We start from the raw sequence: 16,674 nt of genomic DNA, 5'->3' as shown, positions 1-16,674 counted from the left end.
TCCGTCTCGTCCACGTCCGTCATGGCCCCGCCCACCCCGTCCGTGTCCGACGCCTTCTCCGCGCCCGCGGCCGCGCGGTGCGCTTCACCGGTGTCCGGCCCGGTCTCGGTGTCCGCCGCGGGGGGTCTGTCCGCGGCGTTCCCACCGGCGTTGCCGTCCGACTCCTCTCCGGCGCCCTCCTCGGACGGCGCCGCGTCGGCGACGGTCGGCCCACCGGGGTGACTGGAGGGGAGGGAGGGGCCACAGAGGCGGCCCGGGAGACCGGCACGGCCGACGTGCCCCAGGGGCTGCGTCCGCGGATCCGCGTGGTCGGAGCGGTCCGAGTGATGGGGATGTTCAGCGTGAGGGTGATCGGGGAGATCGGGGTGATCGGGGAGATCGGGGTGATCGGGGAGATCGGGGTGATCGGGGTGATCGGGGTGATCCGTGTGGTCGTGATCCGTGACGGCCGTCACCGGTCACCTCTCCTTCTGCAGTACGGACAGCGCGGCGATGAGCTCGGCCTGGGGTTCGGCATGGACGTCGAGCCCGTCGAGCGGGGCGAGCCGGCGCTCGCGTTCGGCGTGCACCACCCGGTCCAGTTGCTCGGCGAGCAGCCGTCCGCCCCGGTCGCGCAGCCGCAGCGCGCCGTGGGCTCCGAGACGGTCGGCGAGCTGCTCGCCCGCCGAACGGGCCCTGCGGCCGCCCAGCAGGGCGGTGGCGACGAGGGCGGCGACCAGTTCGGGGTCGGGCGCGCTCCCGCGTTCCAGCTCGCGCACCTCGTCCTCGGCGCACTCCTCCAACTCGCGCCGCCAACGCCGTACGGCCAGGCCGATGCGGTGTTCGGCGGTGTCCAGGGAGGGGTCGCGGTCCAGGAGGTCAGGTGCGTCCGCGGCGGGTTCGAGGCGCCAGGCCTCGTCGATGCGTTCGTCGGCCGCGGTCACCGCGCACAGCAGGAGCGCGGCCAGGCTCCCCACCAGGGCGTCGAGGAGTTCCCGCGCGGTGCAGTCCAGCGGGAAGGCCCGCCAGCGCTTCAGGGCGTCCCCGGCGAGCACGGCACCGCTCTGCAACCGTCCCCGCACGCGCGCGTACTCGCTGTCGTACGCCGCGTCGACGGCGGAGGTGAGCCGCAGCGCGGCCGCGTACTGCGCGGCGGCGGCGCCGGCCAGTTCGGGCATGCGGGACTTCAGGGAGTCCAGGACGCCGTCGACCGTGCGGGCCATCGCCTGCCGACGGGCGGTGGGGTCCTCCGCGTGCTGGACCAGCCAGGCCCGCAGGGGGGCCACGGCGGTCGCCGGGAGCAGCCCGCCGCCCCAGGCGGACTCGGGCAGTTCGGGAACGGTGAAGCGCGGTACGTCGCCCAGTCCCGCCTTGGTGAGCAGGGCGCCGTACTGGCGGGAGACCTCGGAGACGACCTGGTGGGGCACGCGGTCCAGGACGGTGACCAGGGTCGCCCGGTACTCCTTGGCGGTGCGCAGGAGGTGCCAGGGGACGGCGTCGGCGTACCGCGCGGCCGTGGTGACCATCACCCAGATGTCGGCGGCGCAGATCAGTTCGGCGGCGAGGAAGCGGTTGTCGGCGACGAGGGAGTCGACGTCGGGGGCGTCGAGGAGGGCCAGGCCGGGCGGGAGGCTCTCGGCGGTCTCGATGCGCAGCACGCGTCTGCCCTCCCCGCCGGGCAGCAGCAGTTCGTCCGCCGCCTCCCGGTGGGGAACCCACACGCGCGCGAGGTCGGGCAGCACCCGCATGCCGCTGAACCAGTGATGGTCCTCCGGGTGGCACACCAGCACCGGGGTCCGGGTCGTCGGCCGCAGCACACCCGCCTCGCTGACGCGCCGCCCCACGAGGGAGTTGACGAGTGTCGACTTCCCGGCGCCGGTGGAACCGCCCACGACGGCCAGCAGGGGCGCTTCGGGCTGCCTGAGCCGGGGCACCAGATAGTCGTCGAGCTGGGCGAGCAGTTCGTCGCGGTTGGCACGCGCGCGTGGAGCCCCCGCCAGGGGCAGCGGGAAGCGTGCGGCGGCGACACGGTCGCGCAGGGCGGAGAGTGCGTCGAGCAGCTGAGGCCGTACGTCCAAGGTCACCACATGCGAAGAATGCCCAATTTCGGGGGATTTATGAAGCATATGAGCATGCCTGCGCGCCGATAGGACACAAGGGACGGAAGGGGCGACCGGGACACAGGCACAGCCCAGGCATAACGAGTGCACAACACCCGGGGCTCGGGACGCCAAAAGCGGTGCACGATTCGCACCTGCCTGCGATTATCAGGACCGCTTCACTGAACCTCCACATCGAGCCACGGAGGCGAAGCGCTCAGGACAAGGAGCCGGGAGCCCTATCCTTGTCCCCGGCAACGTCGAGGGTCCGCCCGCACCCCGGGCACCAGGTACGAGGCCACCACACCGGCCCCCGTAGCTCAGTGGATAGAGCAGGCGCCTTCTAAGCGCTTGGCCGCAGGTTCGAGTCCTGCCGGGGGCGCAAACGGCCTCTCACCGGCGGTGACGTGTGAGGGGCCCTTTTCATGTCCGGATGCAGATCACAGCGATCTACAGGGACACCGTCCGGGATTCCGCCTGGGCGAGGTGCCCGCACTTCGCCCGGATGACGCAGTCGCGCCCTCGCCACCTGGTTCCCCACCCTGCGACCGGGGCTGACCGTGGTGCCAGGGCAGCTCCCGAGTGCCAGGGCAGCCCGCGGCTTGATTCCGTTCGCCGCCGGCCGGCCCCGGGACTCCTTCTTCCAGGGACGATCAGCGCTTCACTTCTGCACCGGCGGGCAGGTGCCCGTGTCCTCACCGATGGAGTTGATCTCCGCGTTCGAACGGGAGTCGCCCGTGTAGTCGACCTGGTCCGTGCACTTCGTGTCAGGGTCCTTCGGTGTACCCGACGTCTCGTCGGACGTCTGCACCGGCGGGCAGGTACCCGTGTCCTCACCGATGGAATTGATCTCCGCGTTCGAACGGGAGTCGCCCGTGTAGTCGACCTGGTCCGTGCACTTCGTGTCAGGGTCCTTCGGTGTACCCGACGTCTCGTCGGACGTCTGCACCGGCGGGCAGGTACCCGTGTCCTCACCGATGGAATTGATCTCCGCGTTCGAACGGGAGTCGCCCGTGTAGTCGACCTGGTCCGTGCACTTCGTGCCGGACTTGGCGGGCGTGCCGGACGACGTTCCCTCCGCGGTGCCGGACTGCGGGGTGGTCGTGGCCGTCGCCGATGAGCTGCTCGCAGAGGAGGACGTGTTGTCGCCGGCGTCGTTGTTGTTGCATGCCGTCAGCGCCAGGCCGAGGGCCACTGCGGTCATGGCCAGTACCGAGATCTTCCGAGTGCGCATGCTGGTGGCTGTCCTCTGCGTGGGGCCGGCGCTCCTGGGGAGCGGGCGAGTGAGCTGGGCGACTGTTCGCCCGAGTGGCTTTCTGTTTCCTCAGACGGCCGCTGCGGCTGCCCGAGTTGCCTTTTGATCGTCGTCAAGACACGTTCGTGACATGACAGTGGTCTCGTCGGGAAGTCCGCATCGGGCGTGTCACCTACTGAGAGATCACCTCAACCCCGCGCGGTGAGACGCGGCGTGATGTGGCGTAAGCGGAGCCATCGCCGTAAGCGGCGGTTTTCGTGAGCCTTGTCGGCATGGAGTGTGGCGGGCCGCCGTCGGCGACGCCGGGGGTTCGGGGACAACTCGATGTGCGGGTCGCCACCGGACTCGTGGGTGAAGAGCGCCTCGCGGCACTTGGGGCCGAATGCGCGCGAAGGTCACGCTTACGGGCCGTTACTCCGCCGCACGCTGAGGGGAGACCCGCATCACAGTGTCCCAACGCTCACGCCCACCGGTCGCCGCGCAGGCTTACCGGCAAGAGCAGCGACGGTGGGCGAGCACCAAGGAGGTACTGCCGTGAGTGTGACCCCGACGAACCCGCTTTCAATCCCCCGACTGCGAGACTGGACGACCGTCCTCGTCGTCATCCTGGTCGTCTACGGCCCCGTCGCACAGCTCCAGGACGTCCTGACCAGCTTGATCGCACTGTCAGCGGTCCTGGTCTGCGGCTCTGCGGTGAGCGCAGCATCAGCCCGACGGCCACAGACGTTCGCGTGACCGCCGACTAGTTCCGACGAGCCCCCTCCCCCGGCCTTCCCTCCCCAGGAAGCCGGGAGAGGGCAGCCCGAACAGAGGGACAGCACAGAGGCACAGCACACAGGGACAGCAGCAGCTCAGCGGGGGTGTGGGGCGTGACCCGGCAGGCGCCTTCTAAGCGCTTGGCCGCAGGTTCGAGGCCTGCCGGGGCTGCGAGTCTCCGCCTTCCCCCTGGGAGGGCTCTTCCGTGGCCGCCGCGTTCCGGCCGTCGCGCGGCTCCTGGGCCGCCCCGATCGCCGAGCGGCGAATCTGCGGTACGGCGAGCATGACGGCCGCGCTCGCCACGGTCCAGACCACGCCGAACCACAGCAGGGGCGCGGTGCCGACGCGGGCGGCGGCCGGGGCGGCCCACCAGTAGCCGACGGTCATGGACAGGACCGTCGCCACGCCGTCGTAGGCACTGACGCGGGACAGGACCTCGGAGGGGACGTCCGTCTGGAGGCTGCTCGTCCACAGGATGTGCAGGAGGGCGAAGCCCGCGCCGGACAGGAGCGAGCCGACGACGAGGACGTGGACCGGGGCGTCCAGGGCGAGGAGGGCGGCGAACAGGCCCAGGCCGAAGGTGCAGAAGACGGAGGCGAGCAGGGGTCTGCGGAACGTCACGCGCATGCCGAGGAGACCGCCGAGCAGGGCGCCGACGCCCTCGGCGGCGAGGACGGTGCCCCACTGGGCGGCGCCGTGCTCCTTGCCGCCGACGGAGGTGATGCCGAGGACCATCACCGGGCAGAGGACGAAAGTGCAGGCCAGGGAGGTGTAGGCGAGGAGGGACCACAGCCAGGTCCGCGAACGGAACTCCCGCCAGCCCTCCTTGAGCTGCCGCAGGAAGCTCTCGTCCGCGCGGTCGGCACGTGCTGCCGGCGTCGTCCGTACGCCGGCCAGGAGCAGCGCGCTGACCAGGAAGGTCACCGCGTCGATGGCGATCACCCAGGCCGGCTCGGTCCAGGCGACGAGCACACCGCCGACGGCGGGGCCCACCAGGGAGCCGATCGACTGGAGCGTGGACCCCAGGGCGTTGGCCTCCTGGAGCCGCTTCTCCGGGACCACCTCGGGGACGAACCCGTGAAAGGCGGGGTGGAAGAAGGCCGCGGCGACGGAGAGCACCGCCGCGAACGCCACGAACCCGGCCGTCGGCAGTCCCGTCGTCAGCAGGACGACGACCATGGTGATCTCGACGGCCGCCCGCACCAGGTCGCTGCCGATCATCGTGACCCGGCGCCCCCACCGGTCCGCCAGCACCCCGCCCGCCAGCAGGAACACCATCAGGGGCGCGGTCTGCGCCCCCAGCACCAGACCCACTCCGCTCGCCCCGCCGCCGTTGTCCAGCACGGCGAAGGACAGGGCGATGGGCATCATGCTGCTGCCCAGCACGGAGGCGGCGTGAGCGGCGAACAGCCGCCGCAGGGTGCGCTCGCGCAGGAGGTCCAGGGGCAGTCGGGCCGCCAGTCGGCCGGCGGCCGTCATCGGGCGGCCCTTCCCGTCATCGTCCGCGTTCGTGTTCCCGTCCGCGTTCGTGTTCCGGTCCGCGTTCGTGCTTCCGTACGCGTTCGTGTTCCGGTCCGCGTTCGTGCTTCCGTACGCGTTCGTGTTCCGGTCCGTGTTCGTGCCTCCGTACGCACTCCTGTCCCGGTGCGCGTCCTCGTCCCCGTTCGTGCTCTCGTTCCCGCCGGCATCCGCATCCCCGTCTGCGTCCTTGTCCCCGTCAGCACCCGCGTCCCCGTCAGCATCCCCGACCTCTCCCTCACCGCACCACCCACGTGATCCGCGAGGGGCGGACGACGTGTCCGTGGCTGCGTTATGTTCCTGCCATGGCGCATGCGGCAACTCCGAGGACACCGAGGGACCCCGTCGGCCCGGACGTGCTGGCCACGGCCCTCGCGGCGGCCTGGCAGGGCGTCCTGGGCACGCCCGCCGAGGAGGACACGGACTTCTACGAGGCCGGCGGCACGTCCCTGCACGCCGCCCGGATCGCCGCCGAGGCGGCCGAGTGCGCCCCCGAGGTGGAGGACCTGGACGTCTGCCTGATGACCGCGCTGCTCGACGAGGCCCGTTTCGGCGACGTACGGCGGCTGGCTCAGGAGCTCATCGACTTGACGCACGGCGCCGCCTGAGCCGCGGTCAGGTCCGCAGGTCGGCCAGGAGGCCGGCCGCGAACCGCGCGCACCAGTCGGGGCCGAAGCACGCGCGGTCGTAGGTGACGACCAGCTCCGGCCGGGTGTCGGACAGGTTCAGCTCCACGTCCAGCTGGGACGGGCGCACCACCGGCGCGGCCGGGGCCGTGCCGTCGTCCTCCTCCGGGTCGAACGGGGTGAAGGTGAGACCGGCCGCGGAGGTCCGCCAGGAGTCGTCGGTCACGGTGACGCTCAGCGGGGCCAGGTCGTCGCGGGCCACGCCCTTCTCGTCCGTGAGCAGTTCGACGATCTCCTCGAACTCCACCCCCTGGTGCGCCATTCCCTCCCGCATCCCCCGCCTGACCTGGGCCAGGGGCCCTTCCTCGCCGTACGGTGCGCGGGCGCCGACACGGACGAGGACGGCCTGGGCGAGCGGGCCCACGGCGTCGGAATTCATCCGGTTGGCGGACATGGTGCCGAGGACGAGGTCGTCGGCACCGGAGTGTTCCAGGACCCGGCGGGCGGCCGCGGCGACGACGAGCACGGTGGGGGTGCAGCGGGCCGCCCGGGCGCCGGCCCGGAGTACGGCGGGCAGGTCCGCGGGGAGGGGGAGGCGCAGCTCGGCGCCGGCCGGGAGCCAGCCCGGTTCCGGTCGCCGCTCGCCGATCCACGGCGTGGGGAAGTCGGCCAGTGCGCCCCGCCAGAACTCCCAGTCGCGGGACCGGCGGTTCTCCCGGGCGGCCAGGAGGGCGGAGTAGCGGTCGGCGCGGGCGGGCGGCCCGTCGGCGGCGTAGGCCTCCTGGAGGTCCGCCACCACCTGGTGCAGGGAGAAGAGGTCCATCACGAGGCGGTGGAAGGTCAGGACGAGGACGGCACAACCGTCATGGCGGCCTTGGCCGTCACGGAGACCTTGGCCGCCACAGTTGCCTTGGCCGTCACGGTGGCCTTGGCCGCCACAGTTGCCTTGGCTGTCACGGTGGCCCTGGCCGCCACAGTTGCCTTGGCTGTCACGGTGGCCTTGGCTGTCACGGTGGCCCTGGCCGTCCCGATGACCGTCGCCGTCACGATCACCGTGACCGTCGCCGAGGATCATCAGGTCCGCTCGGGCCGGTGCCTCCCCGGTGAGGGGGAAGGGCTCCGTCTGGGCCTCGGTCGCCCACCGGCGGACCTCCGCGAGGTGCCCGGTGTCGTCGGGACGCAGGTCGGGGCGGTACCGGACACGGGTCTCGTGGGGGGCCGCGGGGCCGAGGGTCAGGGTCTCGCCGTCCGCGTGGAATCCGGTGGCGAGCAGTTCATGACGGCCGAAGACGGAAGCCACGGCCCGGGTGAGCCGTTTCTCGTCCAGTTCGCCGTCGAGTCTCAGCGCAATGCCCGTATGCAGCAGCGCACTTCCCCGGACCGCGCATTCCACTTGCCACAGCCGCAGCTGGTGCCGACTCAATTCCGTCGCGTGAAAAACCGTTTCTGTCCCGCTCGCCCGTCGCATGCGCCCCGCTTCCCGGAAAGGTGCGGCGAGTGCCACCCGGTGCCCGAGGCCGCCGGGCGGCACCCTCCGAGGGTTCTACTTGGCCGCGGCCTGACGACGCAGCTGCTTGACATCGATCAGGGCGAGGCTCACCGAGTTGACCTTGACCATTTCGACTCCTATCGACGCTGTTCCGTCTGCCACCGAACGGTGGCAGGGAAATGCTTCCAGCCTGGATGATCCGCCGTCAACACGCTCTTTGGAAAAGGGCGTCCGATTTTCGGAGCTTCCGGGAGTGGCAATCGGCGCCCCCGGGGCCCGGTAATTCAGACGTCGTCCGACAACAGGCCCACGAAGTCGTGGTAATTCTCGGCCACACGTGCGATTCGTTCGGCGTCGTGATAGCCCCGCTCGAACCAGAGTTCGCCGATAAGGGCTCCGCCTTTCAGCCGCATGTCGGTGAAGAGCGTGGCGGCGCACGCCAAGGCCCGCTCCAGGCCGTTGAAGACGGGCACCGGGTGGTCGGCGGTGATGATCTGCGGGATCACCTCCACCTCCGGCGCCAGCGCCGTCGACCGGTACTGGTCCACCGGCAGCAGGCCCGTCACCCCGGTCAGCCTCAGCTCCAGGTGGGCCAGCGCGCTGCGGCAGTACGCCCCGTCGTCCGACGGGCGGTCCAGGATGCGGGAGGCGACCTCCGTGAACGGCAGGTCGGCGGTGTCCGAGGCCCGTCGTACGCCCTCGTGGACGGACCGGACGTACTCGGGCAGCGGCCCGCCGGCCGTCTCCAGCGGCACCGACACGACGTTGCTGAACAGGCCGAGCGTCTCGTGGGCGGCCGGTGAGGTCCGCCCGTGCGTGTACACCGAGCACACCAGCCGGTCCCGGCCGTACTCCGTGGCCACGGCACGGGCGAGGGCCGCGAGCAGGACGGTGTGCGGGGTGACCCGTTCGGCGCGCGACCTCCGCAGCAGCCGGCGCGTCCGGTCCGCCGTCAGATCGAGGGACACGGAAGCGAACCGCGTGTCGGCGACGACCGCAGCGGCATCGCCGGGCAGCGGCTCCCTGGTGCCGTGCGCACGCAGTTCCGCGGCGAGCACGGCCGCCCGCTTCCGCACCCGGGACCGCGCCTCGGGTTCCCGCTCGCGCCGGATCAGCCCGGTGTAGCTCTCCGGCTCGGTACGGCGCGTGCCGGGCGTGGCGCTCCGGCCGGGCGCGACACGCCGGGTGTAGGCCTCGGCGAGCAGGGCGCGGAAGAGGTGGTGGCAGGAGCCGTCGAAGATCAGGTGGTGCAGTTGGACGACGAGCAGGTGTTCCCGCTCGCCCGCCCGGAGCAGGGTCGCGCGCACCATGCGGTCGGTCAGGTCGAGGGGCCGGCCGAGTATTCGTTTCGCCTCGGCCGTCAGCTCCTCCGGCCGCACCCGGACGGTGGTCAGCCGCCCCGGGTCGGGCCGGAGCGTCTGGCCGGGCCACACGGCGGACGGGTCGGGTCCGGGCAGGGCCGTCAGCCGCAGGCGCAGCGCGTCGTGCCGGGTCTCGATCTCGGCGAGCGCGTCCCGCAGCGCACCCACGTCGAGAGGGCCCCGCAGCAGCAGCGTCTCGGTCGACTCGATCGGCGCCGAGTCGACGGGGTAGCTGCGCATCCACTGCCAGCACCAGTCCTGGCGGGAGTACAGGGGCAGCGCATCCGCACTCGCGGAGGTGTGCGTCATGAGCGGTCGCTCTCTTCCTGGGTCTCGTCCAGGGTGCGGACGGCCTCTTGCCGCGTCTCGTCCAGGGTGCGGACGGCCGTGACGTAGCGCCGGGCGTCGCCCGAGGGGCCGAGGAGTTCCGGCAGGGCCCGCACGGCGGGGATCGGGTGCTTGGCGGTGAAGCGGGTGAGGTTGACGGTGTGCTGCTCCCAGCGGTCCGCGCGTTCGTGGGTGAGGTGGATGCCCGGCGCGGCGGGTGCCAGCCGCATCCGCGCCCCCGACCGCCAGAGCCGGAGTCCGAGTTCGAGGTCCTCGCAGCCCCACGTGGTCCCGAACCCCTCGTCGTACCCGCCGGCCGCCTCCCACACCTCGTACGGCATGGAAGTGTTGGCCCCGACGCACGTCAGCCACGGCGACACGGGCGGCAGCCCGCCGTCGGCCATGCCGAGGACCAGGCGCTCCAGCGCGGTCGACACGGTACGTCCGAAGCGGCCGCCGGCCGCCGTCCCGTACGGGTCGTCGAGCGCCTCGTCCGCCGACGCCAGCAGACGCCGGGCGCCGGGCAGCTCGCGCAGCGGTCCGTGGACGCAGGCGGGGCCGGGGCGGGCGTGCTCGGCGACGTGGGCCGCCAGCGCGGCGGGCGGGAGCAGGATGTCGTCGTCGAGGAAGAGCAGGAGCGTCCCGCGCGCGGCCCGGGCGCCGGCGTTGCGGGCCGCGGCCCGGCCCGCCCCCGGCCCGGGGACGGTCCGCAGCGGCAGCCGGCCCGCGGCGTCCGCCACGACCCGGGGGGTGCCGTCGGTGCACCCGTCGTCGACCACCACGGTCTCGTACGGGCCCGCCCCCGTCTGCCGGGCCAGACAGGCCAGTACGAGCCGCAGGCTGGCGGCCTTGTCGCGGGTGGGGATCACCACGCTGAGCACCGGACGGGTCATGCCACGCTCTCCTCACCGAGCAGGGCCGCCCCGCGGGCGGCGAGCAGGGCCGCTCCGGCGAGAGACGCGTGGGCACCGTGCACGGCGGGCCGGACCTCCGGCACCGGACGCCCCGCCCGTACCGTCGCGGCCAGCCGCGGCGCCACCCGCTCCGGCAGGGCCGTGAGCGCGGAGCCGAGGCCGCCGCCGATGTGGACGCGGGCCGGCTGCACGAGCTCCGTGAGGACGGCCAGGGCACGGGCGATCAGGTCGGCCGCGTGATCGAGGGTGTGCTCCGCCCAGTCCTCGGCGTCCGCCACGCCCGCCACCAGCTCCGCGGTCGTGGTGGTACGGCCGCGCCGCGCGGCGGCGTGGGCGGCCAGGGCGGGGCCCGACACGCCGGCCTGGAGGCAGCCGCGCCGGCCGCACCGGCAGAGCGGACCGGCCGGGTCGACCACCAGATGGCCGACCTCGCCCGCCGTCCCCCACGCCCCCGTGAGCAGCCGGCCACCGCAGACCAGGCCGCCGCCGACGCCCGTGCCGAGGCCCAGGTAGACCAGGTCGCGGCAGCCGGTGGCGTGGGCCTCGGCCAGTGCGGCGAGCGTCGCGTCGTCGCCGAACAGGACCTCGGCACCGGTGCGCGCGAACGGCACGCGCAGGGAACGGCCGGTCCAGCCCGGCCGGTTGGGCCAGCCGACGACACGCCCGTCACCGTCGACGTTGGGCGCCGCCGCCACGCCGATCCGCACCGGCGCGGTCCCGAGCGCCCCGGCCGCCTCGGACACCGACGCCCCGAGCAGGTCCAGGTCGGCGTCCGGGTCGGCGTCGTCGCGCCAGGGGAGGGTGCGCTCGTGCACGGTGACGCCGTCGGCCAGGGCGCGGACGGCGAGTTTGGTGCCGCCGATGTCCACGGCGAGGACCGCGCCGGTCATGCCGGCTTCCGCGCGATCACGACCGACCAGGCGCCCGCTCCCACGGCCCGGCTCTCCTCCACCCGCAGCCCCACGGACTCCAGTCCCGCCTGGAGCTCCGGCACCGTCCACCAGTGCAGGCGTCCCCCGGCCAGCCATCGGACGGCCGCCGTACGGCTCGCCCCGTCGGGCAGGACCCGCGCGTCGGCCACGAAGGCGTCGGCCAGCACCAGCAGGCCGCCGGGGCTCAGCAGCGCCGCGAGGGCCCCGAGCCGGGGCACGGGGTCGTGCACCCCGCCGACGACGACGCAGGCGCCGTACCCGCCGGACTCACCGGACCCGCCGGACCCAACGGACCCACCGGACCCACCGGACCCACCGGACCCAACGTACTCACCGGATCCGCCGTGTTCCCCGGACTCGCCGGACTCACCGGATCCGCTGGACCCGCCGTGTTCCCCGGACTCGCCGGACTCACCGGACCCGCCGTACTCGTCGTACCCCGCACCGGCGGACGGCGGGAGGCCGCCCGCGCCCACCTCCAGGAGCGGGCCGTCCACGGCGGCCCGCGCGAGGAAGTCGTCCACGACGGCACGCGCGCAGGACTCGTCGTCGACGGCGGCATGCGCGAGGTGGCCCTCGACGGCGGCACGCGCGCAGGACTCGTCGTCGACGGCGGCATGCGCGAGGTGGCCCTCGACGACGGCACGCGCGCAGGACTCGTCGTCGACGGCGGCATGCGCGAGGTGGCCCTCGACGACGGCACGCGCGCAGGACACGTCCTCGACGGCGGCGGGCCCTGCGAGGGAGCCGTCGGAGGCAGCCTGTACGCAGGGCTCGTCGACGACAGCCTCTGCGGAGGGCGGACCGGCGGGGGCCGGCACGCAGGGCTCGTCGACGGCGGTCCGGGCCGAGCCCTCGCCGTCGGGCCCGCTCACGGCAGCGGCCGGTGGCAGGGGGCCGCCGCCCGGCGTGTACGCGGCGCCGTACCGCACCCGGTCGGCCAGCATCCGCCCTGCCGCCGTCTCCGCCGCCGCCGTCGACGTCACGACCGCCGTCGACGTCACCGCGGTCGCCGGCACCGCCGTGGCCTCCGTCGCCGGCACCGACGTGGCCGCCACCGCCGTGGCCCCCGTCACCGCCACCGACGTGGCCGCCACCGCCGTGGCCCCCGTCACCGCCACCGACGTGGCCGCCACTGCCGTGGCCGCCGGCTCCGTCACCGTCGTGCCGGCCCGCGTCGGCCGTTCCCAGGCCTCGGCCGGCACCGCGGCGCCCGTGTCCGTCCCCAGCAGGCCCAGCGCGCATGCCGTGTCCAGCAGGGGGATCAGCACCTCCGCGCGCACCGTGTCCGTCCGGGCCAGGTCCGCGGCCGTGGCGCCCGTCGACAGTCGCGGCGGCAGGCCGAGGTCGGTGAGGGCGGCCGCGAGGACCCGCTCGGCGGTGTCACCGGCGGGCCGGGCGAGGCGGTACACGGGTGCCGCCTGCGCCTTGCCCACGGCGGAGCGGCGCAGCCGGTACCGCGGCAGGAAGGCGTCCGGGACCTTGTGGGCGGCCAGTTGGGCGCGGGCGTACGCCTGGACGCGCTCCGGCGCGGCGAGACCGGCGTCGGCGGGCACGTACTCGACGGTGAGGCCCTGGTCGTCGGAGTCGTCCGGACCGGTCGCCGTGACCGAGACGTCGGCGACGCCCGGGGCGCCGCGCAGCACCGACTCGACCTCCAGGGTGGAGACCCAGCGCGCGCCCCGGCGGACCACTCCGCGACGGGCCCGGCCCAGGATGCGGTGGACGCCGTGCTCGTCGCGCTCGGCGAGGTCGTGCATGCGGTGGGTCGAGCCGTCCTCCAGGACGACCGCCAGCTCTCCCTGGGCCGGGCCCGGCAGGGGCTCGCCGTCCGGTCCCAGCAGATCGACGCGGACTCCTGGCATCGGGTGGCCGACGGCTCCCGAGGGCAGCCCGGGGTCGCCCCACAGCACGGCGCCCGTCTCGCTGGAGCCGAAGTTGCGGGAGACGCCGATGCCGAGGGCGCGGGTCCACAGGGCGTCCAGTTCGGCGTCCACATAGCCGGCGCCCGCCATCACGCGCCGCAGGGCCGGGTAGGGCGCGTCCTCGGCGAGCGCCCGGCGCCGGGCCAGCACGCGGGCCAGGCCGGGCACGGTGACCAGGACGGTCGCCCCCTGCCGCAGCCGGGCGTGCACGGCGCCGACGGCGCGGGGCGGCACGGGGTCGGCGTGCGCCCCGGCGACCAGCGCACCGGCCAGCCAGCCGAGCGCGTAGGCATGGCTCAGCGGCAGCGGCAGCAGCACGGAGTCGTCGGGCAGGGCCAGGCCGGCGCGGTGGTAGCGGAGGCCCTCGTCGATCACCGAAGCCGGGGTGCGGGCCACCGCCTTCGGGGTACCGGTCGAGCCGGAGGAGGCGAGGAGCAGGGTGCCAGGCTCATGACAGGCCCCCACCAGGCCGTCCCCGCCCACCGGACCGCCCTCCGCGTCCCCTCCCCCCGCGTCCCCGCCCTCCTCGATCCGTGTCCCCCCGTCCGTCAGCAGCCGTCGTGCCGCCCCGACGGCCCGGGACAGCCGTCGTACCTCCGCCGGAGGCGCGTCGGCCGGCAGCAGCAGCGGGCACGCTCCGGCCGCGGTCAGGGCGAGCAGTCCGACGACCCACTCCGGCTGGTTGGGGCCGTGCAGGCCGACGGACTCGCCCGGACGCACACCCGCCGCGCGCAGCCGCTCCGCCAGCTCCTCCACCCGGGCGACGGCTTCCCGCCGGGTCAGCTCGCCCAGCGCGGGCGCGTCCGGATCGAGGCCCGGCCGGGAGAACGCCTCCCACAGATCCCGGGGTACGTCCGCCGGCCCACCCCGGGGCGTCCTCGGACCGGTCCCGGGGTGGGCTGTCGGACGTGTCCGCGGTCGTGACCGCTCAGCGCCCATCGCCGCCCGCCTCCGCCAGCCGTCGCAGCAGCGCGTCCGCCGCCAGTTCGTACCCGTGGGTGCCGAAGCCGGCGATGACGCCGACGGCGAGCGGGGAGATGACGGAGTTGTGCCGGAAGGACTCGCGGGCCCAGACGTTGGAGATGTGCACCTCCGCCCAGGGCGCCGGGTAGTCGGCGAGGGCGTCGCGCAGGCTCCAGCCGGCGATCATCAGCGCGCCGGGGTTGACGATCGCGGCGGCGGTGTCGCGGTGCTTGTGCAGGGCGCGGATCACCTCGCCCTCGCCGTCGTGCTGTTCGCTGCGCAGCCCGTACCCGGCCGCGGCCAGCCGGGCGGCGACCGCCTCCTCCATCTCGGCGAGGGTGGTGGTGCCGTAGATCCCGGGTTCGCGGGTGCCCAGGGTGCCCAGGTTGGGTCCGTTGAGCAGCAGGACGTCACGGGAGGTCGGGGCGGTGGTCACGCGGGGGTCCCTTCACGGTGGTGCAGGAGGACGGCGAGTTCGGCGCAGGACGCGGCGACGAGGTCGGGCCGGTGGCCGAGGAGTTCCTCCCGGTCGCCCTGGCCCCACAGGCAGGCGGCGGTGCGGGTGCCGGCGGCGCGGCCGGCCCGCAGGTCGAGGGCGGAGTCGCCGACCATGACGGCGTCCTCGGCGGTGGCGCCGATCTTGTCGAGGGCGAGCAGGACGATGTCCGGGGCGGGTTTGCCGTGGGCGACCTCGTCGCTGCCGCAGACGGCGTCCACCAGGTCGAGCAGTCCGGTCGCGGCGAGCGCCTCGACGGCCCGCCCGTGGGTCTTGCCGGTGGCGACGGCGAGCGCGAGGCCGGCCTCGCGCAGGCCGGTGAGCAGCTCGGCGGCGCCGGGGCAGGGTTCGATCTCGTGCACGAGCTTGCGGCTCTCGATGACGAACGGCTCGTACATCGCGACGGGCAGGCCCATGATCCGGAGCGTGTCGGGCATGTGCCGGCCCAGGTGGGCGAGGTACTCCTCGAAGGGCGCCTCGCCGGCGCCGACGGTGAGGGCGTACGCGCGCTGGAAGGCCCTGCGCATCACGTGGATGCTGTCGATGAGGACGCCGTCGAGGTCCAGGACGACGGCCCGGAGCGGCGGTTCACCCACCGGTCGCTGCGACGGCAGGCCGCCCACCGGTCCCTGCGACGGCAGACCACCCACCGGCCCCCGCGACGACAGACCACCCACCGGCCCCTCCGACGACAGGCCGCCCACCGGCACCCGCGACGACAGACCACCCACCGGCCCCTCCGACGACAGGCCGCCCACCGGCACCCGCGACGACAGATCGCCCACCGGCCCCTCCGGCGGCACGTCACTCACCGGTCGCTCCGCCGGCGGCCGCCCGCAGGCTGCTCACCAGGTGGGCGACGTCGTCGTCGGTCATGGTCGCGCCGAGCCCGACGGTGACCGACCGGCCGAGGATCGCCTCGCTGGCGCGCAGCCGGCCGGGGGCGTCCCAGGCGGTGCCCCAGGCGGTGCGGCCGGCCCGGACGGCGGGGTTCTGGTGGACGAGGCGGCCCTGGTAGAGGGTGCCGGCGGGGATGCCCGCCGCGGTGAGCGCGGTGACGAAGCGGCGGGCGGCCAGGCGGTTCTCCAGCAGCAGGGTGAGGTCGCCGCCGCTGCCCTCCTCGTCCGGCAGCCGCCGCCACTGGAGGCCCAGGTCGGCGAGTTCGGCGCGGACGGTGCGGGCGGTGTCGCGCAGCCGCCGCAGCATCGGGGTGAGCCGCTCCAGCTGGACGGCGAGGACGGCGCCCGCGATCTCGGTCATCCGCAGGTTGGCGCCGAGGAAGGCCTCGCCCGCCGTGCCACCGCGGTCCCCGCCGCGGGAGGTGGTGAACTGCCCGCCCTGGTCCTGGTAGCGCACGACGCGGTCGTGGACGTCCGCGTCACGGGTGACGACGGCGCCGCCCTCGCCCGCGGTGATGTTCTTCTCCAGCTGGAAGCTGAACGCCCCCGCGTCCCCGATCGCCCCGACGGGCCGCCCCCGGTAGCCGACCCCGCAGGCCTGGGCGGCGTCCTCCAGCACCCGCAGGCCGTGCCGCGCGGCGACGGCGAGGATCGGGTCCAGGTCGGCGGCGGCGTTGTTGAGGTGGACCGGCATGACGGCGAAGGTCCGTTCGGTGACGAGCTCCTCCCAGGCCGTCGGGTCCAGGGTGAGCGACTCGTCGATGTCGGCGAAGACCGGGACGCCGCGCGCGGCGACGACGGCGTTGACACAGCCGATGAAGGTGGCGGACGGCACGATCACCTCGCCGCCCTCGGGGATGCCCATGCCGATGAGGGCGCAGGTCAGGGCGGCGGTGCCGGAGGACACGCCCACCGCGTGGGGCGCCTGGTGGAGGGCGGCGAACCGTTCCTCGAAGGTCTCGACGCGACGCTGGAGGGCGGGCCCGTAGTAGCGGAAGAGGGAGCGGCTCTCCAGCACCTCCAGCGCGGCCGCCTTCTCCTCCTCGCCCCACAGGGCCAGTCCGCGCAGCGGTTCGTAGCGCAGGGCGGTGGGCTCGGACAGGGATGTGGTCATGGCATTCGTCTCCGGTGCTGT

The 16,674-nt window shown here is 74.1% G+C and carries 14 protein-coding genes and 2 tRNA genes; 5 read left to right on the top strand and 11 right to left on the bottom strand.

The window, feature by feature from the left end; all coding sequences use genetic code 11:
* Nucleotides 1-458: 458 nt before the first annotated feature.
* Nucleotides 459-2,066 carry a dynamin family protein gene (locus tag ACIP67_RS08100; protein ID WP_401689092.1) on the bottom strand — a complete coding sequence of 536 codons (1,608 nt, stop codon included), beginning with the start codon at nucleotides 2,064-2,066 and terminating at the stop codon, nucleotides 459-461.
* Nucleotides 2,067-2,387: 321 nt separating this feature from the next.
* Here ACIP67_RS08100 and ACIP67_RS08095 point away from each other — a divergent pair.
* Nucleotides 2,388-2,460, top strand: a tRNA-Arg gene (locus ACIP67_RS08095).
* Nucleotides 2,461-2,739: 279 nt separating this feature from the next.
* Here the strand turns inward: ACIP67_RS08095 and ACIP67_RS08090 are convergent.
* A complete protein-coding gene (locus tag ACIP67_RS08090) occupies nucleotides 2,740-3,312 on the bottom strand; it encodes a hypothetical protein (protein ID WP_401689090.1) in 573 nt (190 codons plus the stop codon).
* A gap of 555 nt (nucleotides 3,313-3,867) precedes the next feature.
* Between ACIP67_RS08090 and ACIP67_RS08085 the strand changes: the two genes are divergently transcribed.
* Nucleotides 3,868-4,068 carry a hypothetical protein gene (locus ACIP67_RS08085; protein ID WP_401689087.1) on the top strand — a complete coding sequence of 67 codons (201 nt, stop codon included), beginning with the start codon at nucleotides 3,868-3,870 and terminating at the stop codon, nucleotides 4,066-4,068.
* Nucleotides 4,069-4,178: 110 nt separating this feature from the next.
* Nucleotides 4,179-4,260, top strand: a tRNA-Arg gene (locus tag ACIP67_RS08080).
* On the opposite strand, the gene ACIP67_RS08075 is transcribed toward ACIP67_RS08080, so the two are convergent.
* The gene (locus ACIP67_RS08075; RefSeq protein WP_401689084.1) at nucleotides 4,222-5,568 is read right to left on the bottom strand and encodes an MFS transporter; all 1,347 of its coding nucleotides are present in this window, start codon (nucleotides 5,566-5,568) and stop codon (nucleotides 4,222-4,224) included. The two genes, ACIP67_RS08080 and ACIP67_RS08075, sit on opposite strands and share 39 nt — an antisense overlap.
* 344 nt (nucleotides 5,569-5,912) lie before the next feature.
* Here ACIP67_RS08075 and ACIP67_RS08070 point away from each other — a divergent pair, with 344 nt between their 5' ends.
* Entirely contained in the window at nucleotides 5,913-6,215 is a 303-nt protein-coding gene (locus ACIP67_RS08070) for a phosphopantetheine-binding protein (protein WP_401689081.1), read from the top strand.
* A gap of 7 nt (nucleotides 6,216-6,222) precedes the next feature.
* Here the strand turns inward: ACIP67_RS08070 and ACIP67_RS08065 are convergent, their stop codons facing one another.
* The gene (locus ACIP67_RS08065; RefSeq protein ID WP_401689078.1) at nucleotides 6,223-7,056 is read right to left on the bottom strand and encodes a hypothetical protein; all 834 of its coding nucleotides are present in this window, start codon (nucleotides 7,054-7,056) and stop codon (nucleotides 6,223-6,225) included.
* Between ACIP67_RS08065 and ACIP67_RS08060 the strand changes: the two genes are divergently transcribed.
* Nucleotides 7,036-7,920, top strand: a complete 885-nt coding sequence (locus ACIP67_RS08060; RefSeq protein ID WP_401689075.1) for a hypothetical protein — start codon at nucleotides 7,036-7,038, stop codon at nucleotides 7,918-7,920. The two genes, ACIP67_RS08065 and ACIP67_RS08060, sit on opposite strands and share 21 nt — an antisense overlap.
* Nucleotides 7,921-8,006: 86 nt before the next feature.
* On the opposite strand, the gene ACIP67_RS08055 is transcribed toward ACIP67_RS08060, so the two are convergent.
* The 7 genes from ACIP67_RS08055 to ACIP67_RS08025 are packed head-to-tail and all read right to left on the bottom strand — an operon-like array spanning nucleotide 8,007 to nucleotide 16,653.
* Complete coding sequence (locus ACIP67_RS08055) at nucleotides 8,007-9,392, bottom strand: condensation domain-containing protein (protein ID WP_401689073.1); 1,386 nt, start codon at nucleotides 9,390-9,392, stop codon at nucleotides 8,007-8,009.
* Nucleotides 9,389-10,303, bottom strand: a complete 915-nt coding sequence (locus ACIP67_RS08050) for a glycosyltransferase family 2 protein (protein ID WP_401689070.1) — start codon at nucleotides 10,301-10,303, stop codon at nucleotides 9,389-9,391. The genes ACIP67_RS08055 and ACIP67_RS08050 overlap by 4 nt, the downstream gene beginning before the upstream one ends.
* Nucleotides 10,300-11,214 carry an ROK family protein gene (locus ACIP67_RS08045; protein WP_401689067.1) on the bottom strand — a complete coding sequence of 305 codons (915 nt, stop codon included), beginning with the start codon at nucleotides 11,212-11,214 and terminating at the stop codon, nucleotides 10,300-10,302. The genes ACIP67_RS08050 and ACIP67_RS08045 overlap by 4 nt, the downstream gene beginning before the upstream one ends.
* The gene (locus ACIP67_RS08040; protein ID WP_401689064.1) at nucleotides 11,211-14,120 is read right to left on the bottom strand and encodes an AMP-binding protein; all 2,910 of its coding nucleotides are present in this window, start codon (nucleotides 14,118-14,120) and stop codon (nucleotides 11,211-11,213) included. Before ACIP67_RS08040 ends, ACIP67_RS08045 begins: the two co-directional genes overlap by 4 nt.
* Nucleotides 14,110-14,580 (bottom strand): type II 3-dehydroquinate dehydratase, encoded by a 471-nt coding sequence (locus tag ACIP67_RS08035; protein WP_401689061.1) that lies wholly within the window; start codon nucleotides 14,578-14,580, stop codon nucleotides 14,110-14,112. Before ACIP67_RS08035 ends, ACIP67_RS08040 begins: the two co-directional genes overlap by 11 nt.
* Nucleotides 14,577-15,452, bottom strand: coding sequence for an HAD-IA family hydrolase (locus ACIP67_RS08030; RefSeq protein WP_401689059.1), 876 nt, complete (start codon nucleotides 15,450-15,452; stop codon nucleotides 14,577-14,579). Before ACIP67_RS08030 ends, ACIP67_RS08035 begins: the two co-directional genes overlap by 4 nt.
* A complete protein-coding gene (locus ACIP67_RS08025; RefSeq protein WP_401689057.1) occupies nucleotides 15,445-16,653 on the bottom strand; it encodes a DegT/DnrJ/EryC1/StrS family aminotransferase in 1,209 nt (402 codons plus the stop codon). The genes ACIP67_RS08030 and ACIP67_RS08025 overlap by 8 nt, the downstream gene beginning before the upstream one ends.
* Nucleotides 16,654-16,674: the final 21 nt, after the last annotated feature.

This window comes from Streptomyces sp. NPDC088812, assembly GCF_044750285.1.
Lineage (GTDB): Bacteria > Actinomycetota > Actinomycetes > Streptomycetales > Streptomycetaceae > Streptomyces.
Note: the sequence above shows the minus strand (reverse complement) of the source record. Positions and strands in the feature narration are given on the sequence as shown.

Excerpts from the sequence above, each read along its gene's own strand:
- ACIP67_RS08090 (WP_401689090.1), bottom strand. The coding sequence starts at position 3,312 with ATGCGCACTCGGAAGATCTCGGTACTGGCCATGACCGCAGTGGCCCTC.
- ACIP67_RS08075 (WP_401689084.1), bottom strand. The coding sequence starts at position 5,568 with ATGACGGCCGCCGGCCGACTGGCGGCCCGACTGCCCCTGGACCTCCTG.
- ACIP67_RS08070 (WP_401689081.1), top strand. The coding sequence starts at position 5,913 with ATGGCGCATGCGGCAACTCCGAGGACACCGAGGGACCCCGTCGGCCCG.
- ACIP67_RS08065 (WP_401689078.1), bottom strand. The coding sequence starts at position 7,056 with ATGGACCTCTTCTCCCTGCACCAGGTGGTGGCGGACCTCCAGGAGGCC.
- ACIP67_RS08055 (WP_401689073.1), bottom strand. The coding sequence starts at position 9,392 with ATGACGCACACCTCCGCGAGTGCGGATGCGCTGCCCCTGTACTCCCGC.
- ACIP67_RS08050 (WP_401689070.1), bottom strand. The coding sequence starts at position 10,303 with ATGACCCGTCCGGTGCTCAGCGTGGTGATCCCCACCCGCGACAAGGCC.
- ACIP67_RS08045 (WP_401689067.1), bottom strand. The coding sequence starts at position 11,214 with ATGACCGGCGCGGTCCTCGCCGTGGACATCGGCGGCACCAAACTCGCC.
- ACIP67_RS08040 (WP_401689064.1), bottom strand. The coding sequence starts at position 14,120 with ATGGGCGCTGAGCGGTCACGACCGCGGACACGTCCGACAGCCCACCCC.
- ACIP67_RS08025 (WP_401689057.1), bottom strand. The coding sequence starts at position 16,653 with ATGACCACATCCCTGTCCGAGCCCACCGCCCTGCGCTACGAACCGCTG.